17 protein-coding genes are annotated in these 17,411 nt (G+C 69.3%); 8 read left to right on the forward strand and 9 right to left on the reverse strand.

The features are described 5' to 3' along the window. Positions 1-9 precede the first annotated feature (9 nt). Positions 10-381 carry a DUF779 domain-containing protein gene (locus CU254_RS33940; RefSeq protein WP_009083475.1) on the reverse strand — a complete coding sequence of 124 codons (372 nt, stop codon included), beginning with the start codon at positions 379-381 and terminating at the stop codon, positions 10-12. Further along, entirely contained in the window at positions 381-1,904 is a 1,524-nt protein-coding gene (gene adh, locus CU254_RS33945) for an aldehyde dehydrogenase (RefSeq protein ID WP_009083477.1), read from the reverse strand. The genes CU254_RS33940 and adh overlap by 1 nt, the downstream gene beginning before the upstream one ends. A gap of 106 nt (positions 1,905-2,010) precedes the next feature. On the opposite strand from adh, the gene CU254_RS33950 reads away from it, so the two are divergent. Beyond that, on the forward strand, positions 2,011-3,483 hold the full coding sequence (locus CU254_RS33950) for a helix-turn-helix domain-containing protein (protein ID WP_037715692.1): 1,473 nt from the start codon (positions 2,011-2,013) through the stop codon (positions 3,481-3,483). Here CU254_RS33950 and CU254_RS33955 read toward each other — a convergent pair. The 3 genes from CU254_RS33955 to CU254_RS33970 form a co-directional block, all read right to left on the reverse strand. Further along, entirely contained in the window at positions 3,480-4,388 is a 909-nt protein-coding gene (locus tag CU254_RS33955; protein WP_037715694.1) for an NAD(P)-dependent oxidoreductase, read from the reverse strand. The two genes, CU254_RS33950 and CU254_RS33955, sit on opposite strands and share 4 nt — an antisense overlap. A gap of 25 nt (positions 4,389-4,413) precedes the next feature. Further along, positions 4,414-5,283 (reverse strand): YwqG family protein, encoded by an 870-nt coding sequence (locus CU254_RS33960; RefSeq protein ID WP_037715696.1) that lies wholly within the window; start codon positions 5,281-5,283, stop codon positions 4,414-4,416. Between the two features lie 360 nt (positions 5,284-5,643). Beyond that, the gene (locus tag CU254_RS33970; RefSeq protein ID WP_037715700.1) at positions 5,644-5,964 is read right to left on the reverse strand and encodes a helix-turn-helix transcriptional regulator; all 321 of its coding nucleotides are present in this window, start codon (positions 5,962-5,964) and stop codon (positions 5,644-5,646) included. 145 nt (positions 5,965-6,109) lie between these two features. On the opposite strand from CU254_RS33970, the gene CU254_RS33975 reads away from it, so the two are divergent. The 5 genes from CU254_RS33975 (at position 6,110) to CU254_RS33995 (ending at position 10,669) form a co-directional block, all read left to right on the forward strand. Then, entirely contained in the window at positions 6,110-7,258 is a 1,149-nt protein-coding gene (locus tag CU254_RS33975; RefSeq protein WP_009083486.1) for an FAD-dependent monooxygenase, read from the forward strand. A 98-nt stretch (positions 7,259-7,356) separates the two neighbouring features. Beyond that, complete coding sequence (locus CU254_RS33980) at positions 7,357-8,142, forward strand: SGNH/GDSL hydrolase family protein (RefSeq protein WP_009083494.1); 786 nt, start codon at positions 7,357-7,359, stop codon at positions 8,140-8,142. Then, positions 8,139-8,708, forward strand: a complete 570-nt coding sequence (locus CU254_RS33985; RefSeq protein WP_009083495.1) for a TetR/AcrR family transcriptional regulator — start codon at positions 8,139-8,141, stop codon at positions 8,706-8,708. Before CU254_RS33980 ends, CU254_RS33985 begins: the two co-directional genes overlap by 4 nt. 509 nt (positions 8,709-9,217) lie before the next feature. After that, on the forward strand, positions 9,218-9,949 hold the full coding sequence (locus tag CU254_RS33990) for a DUF2786 domain-containing protein (RefSeq protein ID WP_009083497.1): 732 nt from the start codon (positions 9,218-9,220) through the stop codon (positions 9,947-9,949). A gap of 6 nt (positions 9,950-9,955) precedes the next feature. Next, positions 9,956-10,669, forward strand: a complete 714-nt coding sequence (locus CU254_RS33995; RefSeq protein ID WP_009083498.1) for a GNAT family N-acetyltransferase — start codon at positions 9,956-9,958, stop codon at positions 10,667-10,669. Here CU254_RS33995 and CU254_RS34000 read toward each other — a convergent pair whose 3' ends face one another. Continuing rightward, positions 10,670-11,599, reverse strand: coding sequence for a LysR family transcriptional regulator (locus CU254_RS34000; protein ID WP_009083500.1), 930 nt, complete (start codon positions 11,597-11,599; stop codon positions 10,670-10,672). Positions 11,600-11,801: 202 nt separating this feature from the next. On the opposite strand from CU254_RS34000, the gene CU254_RS34005 reads away from it, so the two are divergent. After that, positions 11,802-13,490, forward strand: a complete 1,689-nt coding sequence (locus tag CU254_RS34005; protein WP_009083502.1) for a 2-isopropylmalate synthase — start codon at positions 11,802-11,804, stop codon at positions 13,488-13,490. Positions 13,491-13,528: 38 nt separating this feature from the next. Here CU254_RS34005 and CU254_RS34010 read toward each other — a convergent pair whose 3' ends face one another. From CU254_RS34010 to CU254_RS34020, 3 genes are all read right to left on the reverse strand, one after another. Then, complete coding sequence (locus tag CU254_RS34010; RefSeq protein WP_009083503.1) at positions 13,529-14,176, reverse strand: response regulator transcription factor; 648 nt, start codon at positions 14,174-14,176, stop codon at positions 13,529-13,531. An 11-nt stretch (positions 14,177-14,187) separates the two neighbouring features. Further along, positions 14,188-15,519 (reverse strand): sensor histidine kinase, encoded by a 1,332-nt coding sequence (locus CU254_RS34015; RefSeq protein WP_199841107.1) that lies wholly within the window; start codon positions 15,517-15,519, stop codon positions 14,188-14,190. A gap of 65 nt (positions 15,520-15,584) precedes the next feature. Continuing rightward, on the reverse strand, positions 15,585-16,733 hold the full coding sequence (locus tag CU254_RS34020) for an NAD(P)/FAD-dependent oxidoreductase (protein ID WP_009083506.1): 1,149 nt from the start codon (positions 16,731-16,733) through the stop codon (positions 15,585-15,587). 96 nt (positions 16,734-16,829) lie between these two features. On the opposite strand from CU254_RS34020, the gene CU254_RS34025 reads away from it, so the two are divergent. Further along, positions 16,830-17,396: a TetR/AcrR family transcriptional regulator gene (locus tag CU254_RS34025; RefSeq protein WP_037715704.1), complete on the forward strand. Its 567-nt coding sequence runs from the start codon at positions 16,830-16,832 to the stop codon at positions 17,394-17,396. Positions 17,397-17,411: the final 15 nt, after the last annotated feature.

The following is a 17,411-nucleotide window of genomic DNA, read 5'->3' on the forward strand; positions in this document are numbered from 1 at the left end:
GCACCGCGATCAGCCGTTCAGCTCGGCCGATTCCTCGTCGCTGAACAACCGGGACCGGATCAGGAACCGCACCCCTTCCGGCGCCTCCAGCGAGAACCCACTCCCCCGCCCCGGCACCACATCAATAGTCAGATGAGTGTGCTTCCAGTACTCGAACTGCGGCCCGGACATCCACACCGGCACCGCGTCGATGCCGTCTACCGTCAGGTCGCCCAGATGCACGTCGCGGGACCCGACCCGGAACTCGCCGACCGGGTAGCACATCGGAGCGCTGCCGTCGCAGCATCCGCCGGACTGGTGGAACATCACCGGTCCGTGGACTGGCACCAGCCGCCGCAGGAGGTCCGCGGCGGCCGGCGTCAGGGCGACCCGTTCGCCCATCAGAAGAAGCCCAGCGCCTGGTCGGAGTAGGAGACCAGCATGTTCTTCGTCTGCTGGTAGTGGTCCAGCATCATCTTGTGGTTCTCGCGGCCGATGCCGGACGCCTTGTAGCCGCCGAAAGCCGCGTGCGCCGGGTAGGCGTGGTAGTTGTTCACCCACACGCGACCGGCCTGGATGTCGCGGCCCGCGCGGTAGGCGGTGTTGCCGTCGCGAGACCAGACGCCGGCGCCGAGGCCGTACAGGGTGTCGTTGGCGATCTTCAGCGCGTCGTCGTAGTCGTCGAACTTCGCCACCGACACCACCGGGCCGAAGATCTCCTCCTGGAAGATGCGCATCTTGTTGTCGCCCTCGAAGACGGTCGGCTGCACGTAGTAGCCGCCGGAGAGGTCGCCGCCGAGGTCGGACTGCTCGCCGCCGGTGAGGACCTTCGCGCCCTCCTGCTTGCCGATGTCGATGTAGGACAGGATTTTCTCGAGCTGGTCGTTCGAGGCCTGCGCGCCGATCATCGTCTCGGTGTCGAGCGGGTTGCCCTGCTTGATCTTCTTGACGCGCTCGACCGCGTCGCCGAGGAACCGGTCGTAGATGCCGGACTGGATCAGCGCGCGCGACGGGCAGGTGCAGACTTCGCCCTGGTTCAGCGCGAAGAGCGCGAAGCCCTCCTGCGCCTTGTCGTAGAACGCGTCGTTGGCCGCGGCGACGTCGTCGAAGAAGATGTTCGGGCTCTTGCCGCCCAGCTCGACGGTCACCGGGATGATGTTTTCGCTGGCGTACTGCAGGATCAGCCGCCCGGTCGTGGTCTCGCCGGTGAACGCGACCTTGCGCACGCGGTTGCTCGACGCGAGCGGTTTGCCCGCTTCGACGCCGAAGCCGTTGACGATGTTGAGCACGCCCGGCGGGATCAGGTCGCCGATGATCGACAGCAGCAGGTGGATCGACGCCGGGGTCTGTTCGGCGGGCTTGAGCACGATCGCGTTGCCCGCGGCCAGCGCCGGGGCGAGCTTCCAGACCGCCATCAGCAGCGGAAAGTTCCACGGGATGATCTGGCCGACGACGCCGAGCGGCTCGTGGAAGTGGTAGGCGACCGTGTTGTCGTCGATCTGCGAGATGCCGCCCTCCTGGGCGCGCAGGGCACCGGCGAAGTAGCGGAAGTGGTCGATCGCGAGCGGGATGTCCGCGGCGAGGGTCTCGCGGACCGGCTTGCCGTTCTCCCAGGACTCGGCGACCGCGATCTTCTCGAGGTTCTGCTCCATCCGGTCGGCGATCTTGAGCAGGATGTTCGCGCGCTCCTCGGGCGAGGTGCGGCCCCACGCGGGCGCGGCGCCCTCGGCCGCGTCGAGCGCCCGGTCGATGTCGGCCGCCGTCCCGCGGGCGATCTCGGTGAAGGTCTTCCCGGTCACCGGCGTCGGGTTCTCGAAGTACTGCCCGCCGGCCGGCGCGACGTATTCGCCGCCGATGTAGTGGTCGTAGCGGGTCTCGTAGTCGACGACGGAGCCGTCGGTGTTCGGTGCGGCGTATACGGCCATCTTGCCCTGCCTCGTTGCTGGTCGGTGACGGTCGGCGGCGACCGTAGGCCGGGCAACGTTGCGCCGACGTTGCAGCCTTGTGACCAGGGTCTCTACTCTCGTCCACGTGGCAGAGCCGCCCGAACCCGACCTGCTGCGCGACCCGGAGTCGTACGCGCAGCTGCTCCGGCACGTCCGCGAGGCGGTGCTGTCCGGGGCCACCGCGCCGCGTTCGCCGCGCTCGGTGGTGTCGGCGTCGTGGGAGCGCTCGCTGGCCGCGCACGTCGACCCGGACGCCGGCGAGGCCCCGCTGATCTGCGAGGCGGACGAGCTCACCGACCTGCGCGCGGAGCATCCGCTGGCCCCGGTGCTTCCGCTGTTGCGCGAGATGCTGGTGAGCATCGCCGACGACGCCGAGCACATGATGATCGTGACCGACGCGAACGGGCTCATCCTCTGGCGCGAAGGCGCGACCGGCGTGCTGCTGCGCGCGGACCAGGTCGCGCTCACCGAGGGCACCCGGTGGAGCGAAGAGGCGATCGGCACGAACGCGATGGGCACCACGCTCGCCACGGGGAAGCCGGTGCAGATCTACTCCGCCGAACACCTCGTCCGCCGCTATCACACGTGGACCTGCGCGGCGGCTCCCGTACGCGATCCGGACACCGGCGCGCTGCTCGGCTCGATCGACGTCAGCGGTCCGCTGCGGACAGTGCATCCGGCGATGTTGTCGCTGGTCACCGCGACGGCACAGCTCGCCGAGGGACGGCTGCGGGCTCAGCTGGCGGTCCGCGACGAGAAGGTGCGGCGGGCGAACATGCCGCACCTGGCGTCGTTGCGCGGCCGTCCCGGCGCGCTCCTCTCGGCGGGCGGACGGGTGCTGGCCGCCGAAGCGTGCACCCTTCCGTCCACTGTGGAGGTACGGAAAGGCGGCGGCACCGTGACGCTGCCGGACGGCCGGGTCGCCACCGTCGACCCGCTCGACGAGGGCTACCTGCTGCGGATCGCCACGTCCGGTTCCGCGCCCCGCCGCCGATTGACGCTCGAATACCTCACCGATGGCCCCGGATCGACCACTGTGGACGGTCGAGACATTCCCTTTACCTTGCGGCACGCCGAATTGCTGACCCTGCTCGCCCTGCATCCGCGCGGTTTGTCGGCGGAGAAGCTGGCCTTGCAACTGTACGGCGAGGCGGGCAACCCGGTGACCGTGCGCGCCGAAATCCACCGGTTGCGCACCCAGCTCGGCACCGGGGTGTTGCAGACGCGCCCGTACCGCCTCGCGGCCACCGTGGACGCGGATTTCCTGCGCACCAAAGCCGCCCTGCGCGCCGGAGACGCCGCGGCGGCGGTCCGGTCGTTCCAGGGTCCGCTGCTCGCGGAGTCGGAATCGCCCGCGATCCTGGAGGAACGCGAGTCGATCAGCGCGCAGGTCCGGCAGCTGGCGTTGAACAGCCGGGACGCGGATACGTTGTGGGCGTTCTGGGAAACCTCCTGCGGCGCGGACGATCTGGCGATTCTGGACGCGCTGTCCGCGGTGCTGTCACCGTCGGATCCACGGCTGGCAGCGGTGCGGACTCACCGCGCCCGGCTGGGTTAAGCGCGGGCCGTCTCCAGGAGCGCGGCATCGACCGGAGCGGGATAATTCAGCTCCAGATACAACTCCCGCAACAGCAGTCCGTCCATGTGCTGCACCGTCAGCCCCGGCTGCTTGCCGCTCAGGCCGTTGAGGAACCCGCCGAGCTTGAACGCCCCGCGCACCGGCCAGGACGGCATCGCCCGCACCCGGCGCGGATGTCCCGCTGCAGTGGCCAGCCGAGCGAACATGTCCGTCCACTGCAGATTTTCCTCCGCCACCGGAATATCAGCGCCCGATGCTTGCTCCAGCGCATCCACCGTCGCGACACCAACCCCGCGCGCACTCGTCGCCGCAGTCCCGCCCTGAGGCGCGAAGAGCGGCGAGTTCGAACGGACCCACTTCACGATCGGCACCGACCACTGCGGCACCCGATCCTCTGCGACACCAAAGACAAACGGCACCTCGATCACCGCCACCGGCAACCCCGACCCCGCCGTCTCACGCGCGACGCGGGCCTGCTCCAGCCGACTCCGCACGTACGGATGCTTCGCGGCCAACCCCCATTCAGGTCGTACGCGGTCGAAGTACGTGTAGTACGACCCGAGCACCGCCGCGCGCGTACAACCGGCTTCGCGCGCCGCGCGCAACAGCGCGGCGACAGGCGCGACGTTGCCCGCGCGCAACCGAGGCTCCACCGGCCCCCGCCCGACCGCACGGTCGTCCATGCCGCCCGCGAAGACGACACCGTCGTGTCCGTCGAGTGCTTCGCGCAGCTCGGCGTGCGAAGCACTCGAGACGTCGAGCGTCCGGTCGACTCCCACACGTGCGGTACGCGCGACCGCCGTGGTCTCGTGACCGCGTTTCCGCAGCTCGTCGAGCACGTGCTGGCCGAGCAGGCCGCTGCCGCCGACCACCAAGATCTTCATGGTTGCATCCATTTCGGGCTTGTCGTCAGCCGCACTGCATCAGGCAGCGGGCCGCGTCGAACCGGCCCGCTTGCAGATCGTCGAGCCGGATGAGCCAGTACAGCATCCCGACGTCGCCCCACATCAGGTCGGTTTCCTCGTCGCTGTCGAACTGGGCGAGCAGCACCCAGCGGGCCGCTTCCTCCTTGAGCCGCGGATCGTCCCATCCACCCTCCAGCACCGCCGCCGCGATCTGCTTCTCCACCGCGCCCTGGACTGGCGCGGCGAGGCCGCCGACCTGATGGCGTGGCGTGCCCTGGCTGACTTCCCAAGTCATCTCGCCGAACACATCGGTGCCGGCCCGCCAAGGACCGAGGACGTCCTTGACCGCTTCGGCCAGGGACATTCCGCTCGCGACCGCGGTGCGGTCCAGCAGGAGGTGCTCTCGCTCCGGAGCGGTGGCCACGATCTCCGCGAAAACGTCCCGGCGCGGATATGGGTCGAGGCCGGACGGAGGCGTTCGTTCGGCGACCGGGGCGCCCGCGGGCACGAAGAGCACTCGGTAGCCGTCGGCATCGTCGGGCAGGTGGTGTTCGTAGTCCTCGGGCGCGCAGCGTTCGTCGAAGCAGAAGAACAACAGCGTGCCCGCGTCCGGCAGCGGGATGGTCACGAACTCGCGCGGCAGCGACGCGCAATCCACCGCCGCGACGAAGGCAAGCGGCCCTCGGTCCTCCCAGACCGGCCATTCCGCCGCGTCCGGCAGCGCCGGGTTTCCGCCGAGCTGCCCCACGCGCGGCCCGGTGCCCTTGGCGGCGAGCCGGATCCCGGGTTGGAACAGCTCGATCCATTTCGCCGCCGCCTCAGCGGGAAGCCGGTCTTGAGCGAGTGTGCTGAGTCGATCTCTCCATGCCGTCACTCCGCCATAGTGGCGCAAGGCACCGACAAAACTTGATCACCGCTATGGCTGGAGGTCGGGATCCGGCTTGGCGGCGGCCGCGCGCTCGGTGGCCCACCGGCCGTGCCGCGGTCGGAAACCTCGCCGAGGCACCGGGATTCCCAGAGCGACAGGTGCTTGACCATCCCGAGAAGGCTGGTTCCGGTCCGGGTCAGAGTGCGGCGGATTTCGTACTCGCCCCTTCGAGCTTCCAGAGCAGCACCTCGCAGATCGCTGCGCGACTGCTCTTTCACGACCTCGCCGATCATGCGGCGAGCCCTGCCGCGCACCGAGTCCCGCAGTCCTTTCCAGCCGAAACCGACCGCCCCTCACCAGGCTCGCTCAGGCGCGGCGCTCCGCGGTCAGCAGGTCGAGCAGGCCGGGGAGCCGGCGGTTGATTTCCGCCCGGCGCAACCGGATTCCCTTCCGGTTGCCGTAATTGATCTCGTGGATCAGCCCCGCCTCGCGCAAAACCCGGAAGTGGTGCGTCTGCGTCTGCTTGGACACCGGGAGATCGAACGAGTTGCAGGTGCGCTCGCGGTCGCTGCCGTCCGCCGCCAGCTCCGCGATCACGGTGCGGCGGTGCTCGTCGGCGAGCGCGCGGAACACCGTGCCCAGATCGGCGCACCCGGCGTCGTCCTCGGCCGGACCGGACTCGGTCATCGCCTCACCTCTTTCAAGTACGTCTTGCATCGTACCTCACGGCCATGCTTCACTGCAGGTACGACGAGATACGTACCTGAGGGTGCAGCCGGGCTCGACGCCCGCTTGCGGTGCTCGTCGCTTCCCTCTTCGAAAGGTGGCAGCCATGGCGCTTTCGCGCGTCCTGATCCACGGTGCCGGCATCGCCGGCCCCGCTCTCGCCTACTGGCTGGCCCGGCACGGCTATCGGCCGACGGTCGTCGAGCAGGCCAAAGAGCTGAGGTCCGGCGGCAGCGCCGTCGTCGTCAAGGAACCGGCGCTGACGGTCGCCAGGAGCATGGGCGTCCTCACGCAGTTGCGCGAAGTCGCCACCAGCTCGAGCGCCCTCTCGCTCCTCGATCCGGACGGGCGGCAGCTTCTCCGGGTCCCCACGGCTTCCCCGCAGGCGGTCGAGGTAACCCGCTCCGACCTGTCCGCGGTGCTCCACCGGGCAGCGCGCGACGACGCGGAGTTCCTCTTCGACGACACGATCACCGACCTCCAGCAGGACCGATCCGGGGTGGACGTCACTTTCCGCCGGTCCCCGCCGCGCCGCTTCGACCTGCTCATCGGCACGGACGGCATCCATTCCCCAGTGCGCCGCCTGGTTTTCGGACCGGCGGAGCAGTTCACGACCGGCATGGGCATGTACAGCGCGACGGTGCCAATAGCGCCCGGCGCACTCGACGACCCCTCGGTGGCGGTGATGCTGACCGCGCCCGGCCGAATGCTCGCCCTCCATCCGTCCCGGGGAAAGCCACTCGCGATGTTCACCTTCCGCGGCGGGCCAGTGCCCGGCTACGACCGTCACGACACCGCGCTCCACAAGCGAATGGTGACCGAGGCGTACGCGGGAATCGGCTGGCGAGGCCCGGAACTGGTCGAGGCGTACCAGAACCACCCCGCCCCCTTCTTCGATCCGCTCGCCAACGTGCGGATGGACAAGTGGTCGCACGGCCGCGTGGCCTTGCTCGGCGACGCAGCCTCCGCGGTAGCCCTGCTCGGCGACGGGTCAAGCATGGCGATGACCGGCGCCCACACCCTGGCCGAAGCGCTCGCCGAGCATCCCGGTGACCATGCGCGAGCCTTCCAGGCCTACGAGGCGAAACACCGGCGGCAGGTGGACCCGAGGCATCGACGGGTCAACCTCGTCGGCAGGCTGCTCGTGCCGCGAACTCCGCACGGGCTGGCGCTGCGCAATACCGTCGGCCGGGCCGTGGGTTTCGTCACCCGCACCCGGAACACCTTGCCCGCCAAGCAGAACAGCCGGACGTGAGCGGTCGGCAAGAGCACCCGCGACCCCTCGGGTAGACACCGTCTACATACTTTGATAGACAGTGTCTACAAGATGAACCAGGGGTTACGGAGAGCGGAATGGGTTTCCACACGTTCGTCGCCGTCGGCGACAGCTGCGCTGAAGGGCTGGACGATCCCTACCCGGATCACAGCCGGTACCGCGGCTGGGCGGACTACGTCGCCGGGCGGCTCGCGCGCGACGAAACCTCTTTCCGGTACGCCAATCTGGCCGTTCGCGGGCGGCGGCTCGACCAGATCGCCGCGGAGCAGTTGCCCGCCGCCGAACGGCACGAGCCGGACTTGATCGCGTTGTTCGGCGGCGGCAACGACGTGATGAGCCGCGGCTGGGACGCTCGCACGGTCGCGCGTCGCGTGGACACCGCGATCCGGCAGTGCACCCAGATCGCCCCGACTGTCGTCACGTTCACCTTGAGCGACATCGCGCATCGCATGCCGATGGGCGGGCGGATGCGGCCGCGGGTCACCGCGCTCAACGACGCTATCCGCGAGGCTTCGGTCAGTTACGGCGCGAAGCTCGTCGACCTCTGGCCGGACCAGGCCGCCCACGACTCGCGTTACTTCGGGCCCGACCGGCTGCACCTGTCGCAGGCCGGGCACCTGCGCGTCGCCGGCCACGTGCTCGACCGGCTCGGCGTCGCGCACGACGGCAGCTGGCTGCAGCCGCTTCCCGGCGCTCCGGCCCCTGGCAGCGCGCTCGCTGACCTGCGCTGGCTGTGGCAGGAAGTGCTGCCGGTGGGCATCACGCGGCTGCGCAACCGCCTCACCGGCCGGTCCCCGGGCGACGGCTTCCTGCCGAAGCGTCCGGAGCTGCTGCCGGTGGCCTTCTCCGAAGCTCAGGTATGAGCGCGCGACAGCGGTTGATCCGCACCGCGGCGGATCTGCTTGTCGGCTCCGGCGTCGAGGCCGTGACGCTGCGCGGGATCGCGAAGGCAGCAGGCGTATCGCACGGTGCGCCGCTTCGCCACTTCTCGGGACGCGCGGAGCTGCTGTCGGCCGTAGCGACGCTTGGCTTCACACAGCTGCTCCATCGCGGCGCACAGTTGCCCGACGGCACCCCGCGCGAGCGCGTCACGGCCGCCTGTCACGCGTACGTCGACTTCGCGGTGGCGAACCCCGCCATGTTCGAGCTGATGTTCCGTCGCGATCTCATCGACCCGGAGGAACCAGGGTTGGTCGCAGCCAGCAGTGCCGTCTTCGACACCTTCGCCGAGCTAGTGCGTCTCGACCGCGCCGAAGCGGACGACGACCGACTGCGTCCGGGTACGGACCCTCGGCTGGTCGCAGCGTCACTGTGGGCCGCGTTGCACGGTCTCGCGCAGCTGTGGCTGTGGGGTGGCCTCGCCGGAGCCAGCTTCGCGCCTTCGCCGGAATCGGCGCTGGCGGTGACGCTCGACGCGTATCTGGGGTGAAGCTCAGCGGAGAGCCCGGAATCCTCCCCACCCCTGGCTCTCCGCCGAACATCGGGAATGGATGACCATTCGAAACCGAAGGTAACCGCTCGCTCCCCTCCGCGGAATCCTCCTTTCGCCGCAGCGGCGGGCAAACGCTGGCGGCACCCGGCCTGCCGAGGTCGCGGCACGGAAGGGGGAACCGCTGGTCAGCGCGGTAGTTTCGGTGCGTGCCGCGGCTCTGCTGGCGGTCGCAGCCGGACTATTCCGTTTCCCGGAGCAGCGCTCCACCACGGCACCCTCGGCGACCGGGGTGCGCCTGCCCGGTCCGGCGCGGGCGATAACCGAATTCGTTGCGCACCACGTGTTCCCGGCCACGACCAGCCCCGCAGCCGTCCCCGCTCCGGCGGCTGCGACGAACCGGGCGCCCAGTGTCACTCCCGAACATCTGATCGAATATTGTCGTACCCCACGCCTACCGTGCACCCCATGCCGGTCCGCACGGGCCGCGCCTGCTGGAGAGGGGGGTCATGCCCGACCACGACACGTTGCTGGAGCGCGTGCGGAAGCTGCTGGCCAAGGCCGAGGACCCGGCCGTCACGCCCGCCGAAGCCGAGCTGTACAACACCAAAGCGGCGCAACTGATCGCGCGGCACGGGATCGACAACGCGATGCTGGCCGCGTCCGGGCAAAGCGGCGACGACATCACCGTGCTGAAGCTGCCGATCTTCAATCCGTACAGCCGCGACAAAGCCAGCCTGCTCACCAGCATCGCGTACCCGTTGCGCTGCCGGACCTTGCTGCACCGAGTCGGCCAAGGGGTCGAAGAGGTCACCGTGTTCGGTTTCCGCACCGACCTCGCGCGGGTCGAGCTGCTGTTCACCAGTCTGCTGCTGCAGGCGAGCACGCAGCTCACGCGGGTGCGGCCGGAGGAACGGGTCTTCCGCGAATCGCTCGCCGCGTACCGGCGGACGTGGCTGCACGGGTTCGCGCGCGCGGTGCACGAACGATTGAGCGCGGCCGAGGAGAACGCCGCGCGGACGTATTCCGATGTCGCCGGCGGGAAGTCGGCGGAGCTGGTGGTGCGGGACCGGACCGCGTTGGTGCAGCAGGCTTTCGACCGCGAGTACGGCGACCTGCGCTCGGCGGCGCCGCGCCGGTTGTCCGGCTCGGGGTACCGGGAGGGGCACCGGGCCGGGACGCGGGCGAATCTCGACCCCGCGGCGCTCGGCCGCCGGAGGTCCGCGCTTCCGGTGCGGTGAACGTCCGTGCTGCGCATCGAAGACCTGGTCACCCGGCCGGAGCTGCGAGTTCCCGCGCTCCAGCTGGGATTCGTCGGCGGGGAGTTCCTCGGCCGAGGGCTCACTGCCGGGCTGGCCAGCTCGCAGCGGATCGCCGCGCACTGGCCCGAGTTCTTCGTGGTCCTGCTCGACGACGGCGTTCCGGTAGCGCGGGCGGCGGCGATTCCGGTCGCCTTCCCGGCCCCGGAACGGCCCGAACTGCCTGACCACGGCTGGGACGGCGCTCTCGTCTGGGCGGCCGAAGACCATCTCGACGGACGGGAACCCACCACGCTTGTCGCGCTGGAGGTGTACGTCACGGAATCCGCGCGCGGACAAGGTGTTGCCGCGCAAGCGCTGGCGGAGCTGAAGAACCGGGCACGCCGGGCTGGGCTCAACCGGCTGGTCGTGCCGGTGCGGCCGACCGGCAAGCCACCCCTGGAGTCCATTGTGGACTACCTGGCCCGGGGCACCGATCCGTGGCTGCGCAGTCACGAGCGGCTGGGCGCGGAGTTCCGGAAGGTCGCGCCGTTCGCGATGACCGTCACCGGCACGCTCGCGCAATGGCAGCAGTGGACCGGTGTCCGGCTCAACGACGGCCACACCGTCGTGCCCGGCGGAATCGCGCCAGTGCTGGCGTCGACGGAACAGGATCTGGGCGTCTACGTCGAGCCGAACGTCTGGTACGAACACCCGCTCTGACTAGGCCTGCTCCCAGCTGGGCAGCCAGACCCCGTCGCCCGGCTCCAGCCCGGTCACCAGGTAATCGCGCAGTTTCCGCACGTCCGGATGCGCGGGTTCGCGTCGCCACAGCAGCGACATCGGGTACACCGGCGTCGGGTCGACCACCAGCACCCGGCGGAGGTCGTACTCGTCCGGCCAGAAGTACCGCGAGCCGGCGCCGACGAAGGTCGACAGGTCCGGCGAGGTCGCCAGTTCGTCGAGCATCGTCTCGTTGCCGAAGACCGGGCCGGACACGTCGATGTCCAGGTCGAACGCCTCGGCCAGCTCCGCGTAGTACGCGCCCCATTCCATGTTCGCCGACAGCCCCGGCATCCAGATCCGGTGGCCGGCCAGTTTCGCGATCGGCACCGACGGCAGGTCCGCGAACGGATGCCGCGGGCCGACCAGCAGCTCGTGCGCGTCGTAGTCCACCACTCCGCTGGTCACGCCGCCGGGCAGGTCGCGTTTCCGCACTCCGCGGAACGCCGCGTCGACCGAACCGGACGCGACCGCGGCGACGGCGGCGTCGAAACTCAGCTCCGCGCCGGTGGTCACGACCTCCAGCTCCACCTCGGGGAACGCCCGGTGGAAGCTCAGCGCCAGCTGCGCCGACCTGGTCCGCCGGTTCAGCACGTCCACCCGCAGCGGGCGCTTCTCCGGACGCACCGCGGCGAGCGCGCGTTTCTCCGCGTCGAGGAGCACCCGCGCGTGCGGCAGAAACGCCTCGCCGTCGCTGCTCAACCGAGCCCCGCGCGCGGTTCGGGTGAACAACTGCACGCCTAGCTCGCGTTCCAGCGCACCGACGCGTTTGGACACAGCCTGCTGCGTGATCCCCAGCTCCGCGGCCGCTTCCTGGAACTGCCCTCCGTCCACGACCGCGACGAAGGTCCGCACGAATTCCAGCTCCACGGGCCAATCCTAAGCGCTCGCGCCGCCGGGCGCGGACCCTTGCGCTAACCCCGCTACTTGTCTGAGGAGTTGTGCTACGCTCCCTCTCGATGTTCACGCGCTTCCTTCTCCTTCGCCGCCACGGCGGGGCCTGACCGGACCGGCCCCCCGCCGTGGGGCGAGCACGCGCGCCGGTCGATTCCGACCACCTGAAGGACCGCACATGAACACCGTTTGGAACCGGCAGCGAGCCTCCCGCATGCCGTCGCACCGCTACCGCGACGTCTACCAGCGCGTCGACGTCCCCAACACCGACCGGGCCTGGCCCGGCAACCGGATCACCCAGGCCCCGCTCTGGGTGCCGGTCGACCTGCGCGACGGCAACCAGGCGCTGGCCGAACCGATGGACCCGGCGCGCAAACGCCGGTTCTTCGAGCTGCTGATCGGCATGGGGTACAAGGAAATCGAGGTCGGCTACCCGTCGGCGTCGCAGACCGACTACGACTTCGTCCGGCTGCTCGCGGAAACCGACCTGGCCCCGGAAGACGTCACCATCGTCGTGTTCACACCGGCGCGGCGGGACCTGATCGAGCGCACCGTGGAGTCCGTTCGCGGCATCCGCAACGACGTCGTGATCCACCTGTACACCGCCACCGCGCCGACCTGGCGCACGGTGGTTCTCGGCCACGATCGGGCGTCACTGAAAGAACTGATCCTCACTGGCGCCCGCGACGTTCTGCGCGCGACCGGCGACCTGCCGAACGTCCGCTTCGAGTTCTCGCCCGAGGTCTTCAACCTCACCGAACCCGACTACGTGCTGGAGATCTGCGACGCGGTCACCGAGACGTGGCAGGCGAGCCCGGACCGTCCGGTGATCCTGAACCTGCCCGCGACGGTCGAGATCGCGACGCCCAATGTGTACGCCGACCAGATCGAGTACATGCACCGCAACGTCGCGCGCCGCGATTCGGTGATCCTGTCCGTGCACCCGCACAACGACCGCGGCACCGGTGTCGCCTGCGCCGAACTCGCCGTGCTGGCCGGGGCCGAACGCGTCGAGGGCTGCATTTTCGGCAACGGCGAACGCACCGGGAACGTCGACCTGGCGACGCTCGCGCTGAATCTGCACGCACAGGGCGTCGACCCGATGATCGACTTCTCGGACATCGACGAGATCCGCCGCACCGTCGAGTACTGCAACCGGATCGAGGTCCACGCCCGGCATCCGTACGTCGGCGACCTCGTGCACACCGCGTTCAGCGGCACCCACCAGGACGCGATCAAGAAGGGCTTCGCCGAACACCACGCCCGCGCCGCGGAAACCGGCGTGCCAGCCCGCGACCTGGACTGGCGCGTCCCGTACCTGCCGATCGACCCCGCCGACCTCGGCCGCGACTACGCCGCCGTCATCCGGGTCAACTCGCAGTCCGGCAAGGGCGGAATCGCGTATCTGCTGGAAAGCGAGTACGGCATCACGCTGCCGCGCCGACTGCAGATCGATTTCGCGCGCCGCGTCCAAGAGCACACTGACGGTTCGGGCCACGAGGTGACCGCGACCGAACTGTGGCAGCTCTTCGAGGCCGCCTACCTCCAGCCGAATCCGGCAATCACGTTGTCCCGCTTCGAAAATTCGGCCGACGAGCACACCAGCATCACGCTGTGCGTCGACGGAATCGAGCATCCGAGCACCCACACCGGAACCGGACCGGTCGAAGCCCTCACCGCGGCGCTCAGCGAACACGGGCGGAAGGTGGACATCGTGGCCCTGCACCAGACGAGCATCGGGTCCGGGAATGACAGCGAAGCGTTGACGCTGCTGGAATACCGGACCGACGGCGGTACACAGTGGACAGCTGGACGCGATCGTTCGGTACTCGCGGCCAGCCTGACCGCGGTGGTGAACGCGGCCTGAGCCACGGCGGTGCGAGCGTGCCCTGCGCTCGCACCGCCTCAGCCGCTACCCCGAAGAAACGCCAGCACCGCCAACACCCGGCGGTTCGCGTCGTCCGTCGGCGGCAAGTCGAGTTTCGAGAGGATGCTGCCGACGTGTTTGCCCACCGCGGCGTCCGACACCACCAAGCGCCGGGCAATCGACGCGTTGGAGTGCCCCTCGGCGATCAGCGACAACACTTCCCGTTCCCGCGCCGACAAGCGGGCGAGCGGGTCGGCCCGGCGGCGCAGCAGTTGGCGCACCACCTGCGGATCCACCGCTGTGCCGCCGTCGACGACCTGGCGCAGCGTCCCGATGAAGTCCTCGACGTCGACTACCCGGTCCTTGAGCAGGTAACCGACCCCGCGGCCCTCGGCGGAGTCGAGCAGGTCGGCCGCGTGGTGGTGTTCGACGTATTGACTCAACACCACCACCGCCAGCTCCGGCCGCGTGCGCCGCAGTTCGACCGCGGCGCGCAGGCCCTCGTCCGAATGGCCGGGCGGCATCCGGATGTCGGTGAGCACCAGGTCTGGATCGTGCTCGCGCACGGCCGCGTGCAGACCCTCGGCATCACCGACCGCGGCGACAACCTCGAAGCCGAACCGTTCCAGCAACCCGCACAATCCCTCGCGCAGCAGCACCTCGTCTTCGGCGAGGACGACTCGCATCGGCTCTCCCCTCAGCACGGCAGCTCCACTCGCACGACCGTCGGCCCGCCGACCGGACTGCGCACCCACATCCGCCCGCCCAGCACGGCAACCCGGTCGCTCAACCCGGTGATCCCCGTGCCGCGCGAAGGATCAGCACCGCCGGCTCCGTTATCCCACACCTCAAGGGTAAGCATCCGACCGACAATTCCGGCGGTCACCGAGGCACAGCTGGCCGCGGAATGCTTCGCGACGTTCGTCAGCGACTCGGCGACCACGAAGTAGGCAGTGGATTCCACGGACTCCGGCAACCGCTCCGGCACCGCCACGTCCACCGTGACCGGCACCGCGCAAGCATCGGCGAGTTCCTCCAGCGCGGCGGGCAAACCGAGTTCGGCCAGCGCCCGCGGATGGATTCCGTTGATCAGCTCACGCAGCTCGATCATCAGCTTCTTGGCCTGATCATGCGCGTCCGACACCGCTCTCGCCGCCTCCGAATCCGGCGGCAGATCCACCTTCGCGAGCCCCAACTGCAGGCTCAGCCCGACCAGCCGCTGCTGCGCACCGTCGTGCAGATCGCGTTCGATGCGCTTGCGTTCCGCGTCGAACGCCGACAGCAGCCGGGTGCGAGATTGCGACACCTCGGTGAGCTCGCCGCGAAGCTTCTCGGCGGCTCCGTCGGTGAGCAGCGCACGGGCCAGCATCGCATGCAGGCCAGCGAATCCGGACAACAGGTAGCCCGAAACAACGAGCAGCACCACCCCGGCCAGCGCGTACGGCACCGCCCCTCCGGGAGTGGAAACCTCAGTGAAGCCAACGGAAATCGTCTCATTCGGACCGACGAGCAGCGGACTTGCCACCAGAATCACGGCGAAGAACGCGACCATGCCAGCCACCGAGTACAGCGCCGGAATCGCAGTGCACAGCAGAACCGCGTATCCGAGTTCGCGCCACGACGCCGGTTCCGTGTACCGCGCCCGCATCCGGGGCCACCAGCCCACCTCACGGATTGGTCCAAAGGGGACAGTCACCGGGTTGAGGTCGACCATGCGCAACCGCTGCCGTTCGACCCCGGCCACCACCGCCGCCCACGCCGGACCCGCGCTCAGGAACACCAGCATCCCGAACACCGAGAACACCGCGACCAGCCCCAGTTCCGAAGTCTGCCCGTGCACGACTCGGCTGACCAGCACCGCGAGCGGCAACAGGCAGAACCCGAACGGCAGACCGAACAGCAGCGTCATCGGGCCGGTGCTGAGGCCGTAGAGCAGCGCTCGCCACGGCCAGGAGGAAATCAGGAATGTCCGATGCGCCAAGGCATCCAGCATTGTGCGCGGTTTCGCGGTCGCAGAGACGGTAGCCACGTGATCCAGATTAGCCAGCGGGTTGTCCGGTTTCGATCAGCTTGCCCGTAGTCTCCGAGGTGGGGCTAGGCATACCACGGCGGCAGGTTGCCCGCCCGAGTGAGCAAGCGGCGCAACGGCGTACGCGTGAACATCCCCATCACCATCGCGTTCCGCCGCGCCTGTCTCGCCGTGCTCGGAGCCCACTGCTTGAGCGTCGCCTGGCTCGCGTCGCGCTGTCCCCAGCGGACGAACCGGCGCATCCGGGTTTCGTAACCGCCGAGGTCGCCTGCCTCGATCGCCTCCGCCAACGCCTCTGCGCCCATGATCGCCATCGCGGTGCCGAGCCCGGTCATCGGCGAGCCTGCCCACGCCGTATCGCCGAGCAGCACGGCTCTCCCAGCGGACCACGCCGGAGCGGTGACCTTCACCAGCTCGTCGCAGTAAAAACCGGGGTCGTGCGCGATCGCGTCGAGCACGGACGGCAGGTGCCAATCGTCCGCGATCCCGGCCTGTTCGATGCTGTCCGCGAGGAACTTCCGCTGCGCCGCACCGTCTCGGACAAGGTCTTCGCGACGCGGTGTTCGTACCGCGAGCAACGCTTGGCCACCGACGCGGCCTGGCCGGATGGCCACCATCACCCCGCCGCCGACGGCGAACATCCGCATGTCCGAGCCGAATTCGCGCGGGTACGGCACCGCGACGAAGGCAAGATAGCCGCCCAGGTACTGCGCCTCGGCCGCGGGAAACAACCGCGCCCTAGTGGACGACCGGGTGCCCTCGGCGATCACCAAGAGATCCGCGTCGATCCGTCCGCCGCAGTTGGTCTCGACCCGCACACCAGCGGCGCCGACCTCGGCGTGCACCAGGTGTTCTCCATAGTGGACGTCCGCCGCGGACGCCTTCTCCAGTACCGCGTTCAAATCCTCGCGACCGATCTCGACGTCGGCAACGATCCCGCCGACCTGCGCGGGCATCCGCCACAGCTCGCGTCCGTCCCGGCCGACCGCGACCATCCGCTCCTCTGCCACCCGCACCGCGAGCACGTCGTCGAGCAACCCCCATTCGCGAAGCACCTCCTGGCTGTGCCCGCGCAGGTCCACCGTGTGGCCGCCGATCCGCGGCCCGTCCGCGCGTTCGAGCACGGTGGCGCTGATCCCCCGACGGCCCAGCGCGACCCCGAGTGCGTTGCCAGCGATCCCGCCTCCGCTGATCACGATCCTTGGTGTTTTCACTGGTCCGACGGTAGCGCCGGATTAGTACATTGTGCAAGACGTTGTGCGATACGCTGTGCAAGACCTCGTCTGAGACACCGGGGTAAGGTGGCTGCCGTGGGTAACCGTGAGGATCTTCTGGAAGCCGCTCGCGTCTGCTTGCGCGAACGAGGCCTGAGCACAACCGCGCGCGACATCGCGTCCGAAGCCGGCGTCAGCCTGGCCGCGATCGGCTACCACTTCGGGACGAAAGACGCGCTGCTCGCGCAAGCCGCCACCGAAGCCATCGGCGACGCACTGGGCGCCTGGATCGAGAACACCCTCCGCGAGACCCCGGCCGGAGCCGACCCGGGCCGGACCTTCGCCGAGTTCTGCGGACGACTGCCCGAGGCGTTCGCCTCAGTGCAGCCCCACCTGCTGACGTCGCTGGAACACCTCACGCGCCTTGTCCGCACCGGCGATCCGCAAACGACGATGGCCCCGGCGATGCGGCAAAGCACCGATGCCCTCGCCAAGATCCTCGGCGCCGTTCACCCGCAGCTCTCGCCGTCCGAAGTGGACGGTCTGGCACAGCTGTACCACGCGGTGCTCAACGGCGCGTCCCTGATCTGGCTCGCCGCACCGGATTCCGCGCCCACCGCCGATCAGTTCCAGCACGCCGTCTCGGCCTTGACTTCGAGTTAACTTGAGGTCTTACTT

The sequence above is a fragment of the Amycolatopsis sp. AA4 genome (genome assembly GCF_002796545.1).
Taxonomy (GTDB): domain Bacteria; phylum Actinomycetota; class Actinomycetes; order Mycobacteriales; family Pseudonocardiaceae; genus Amycolatopsis.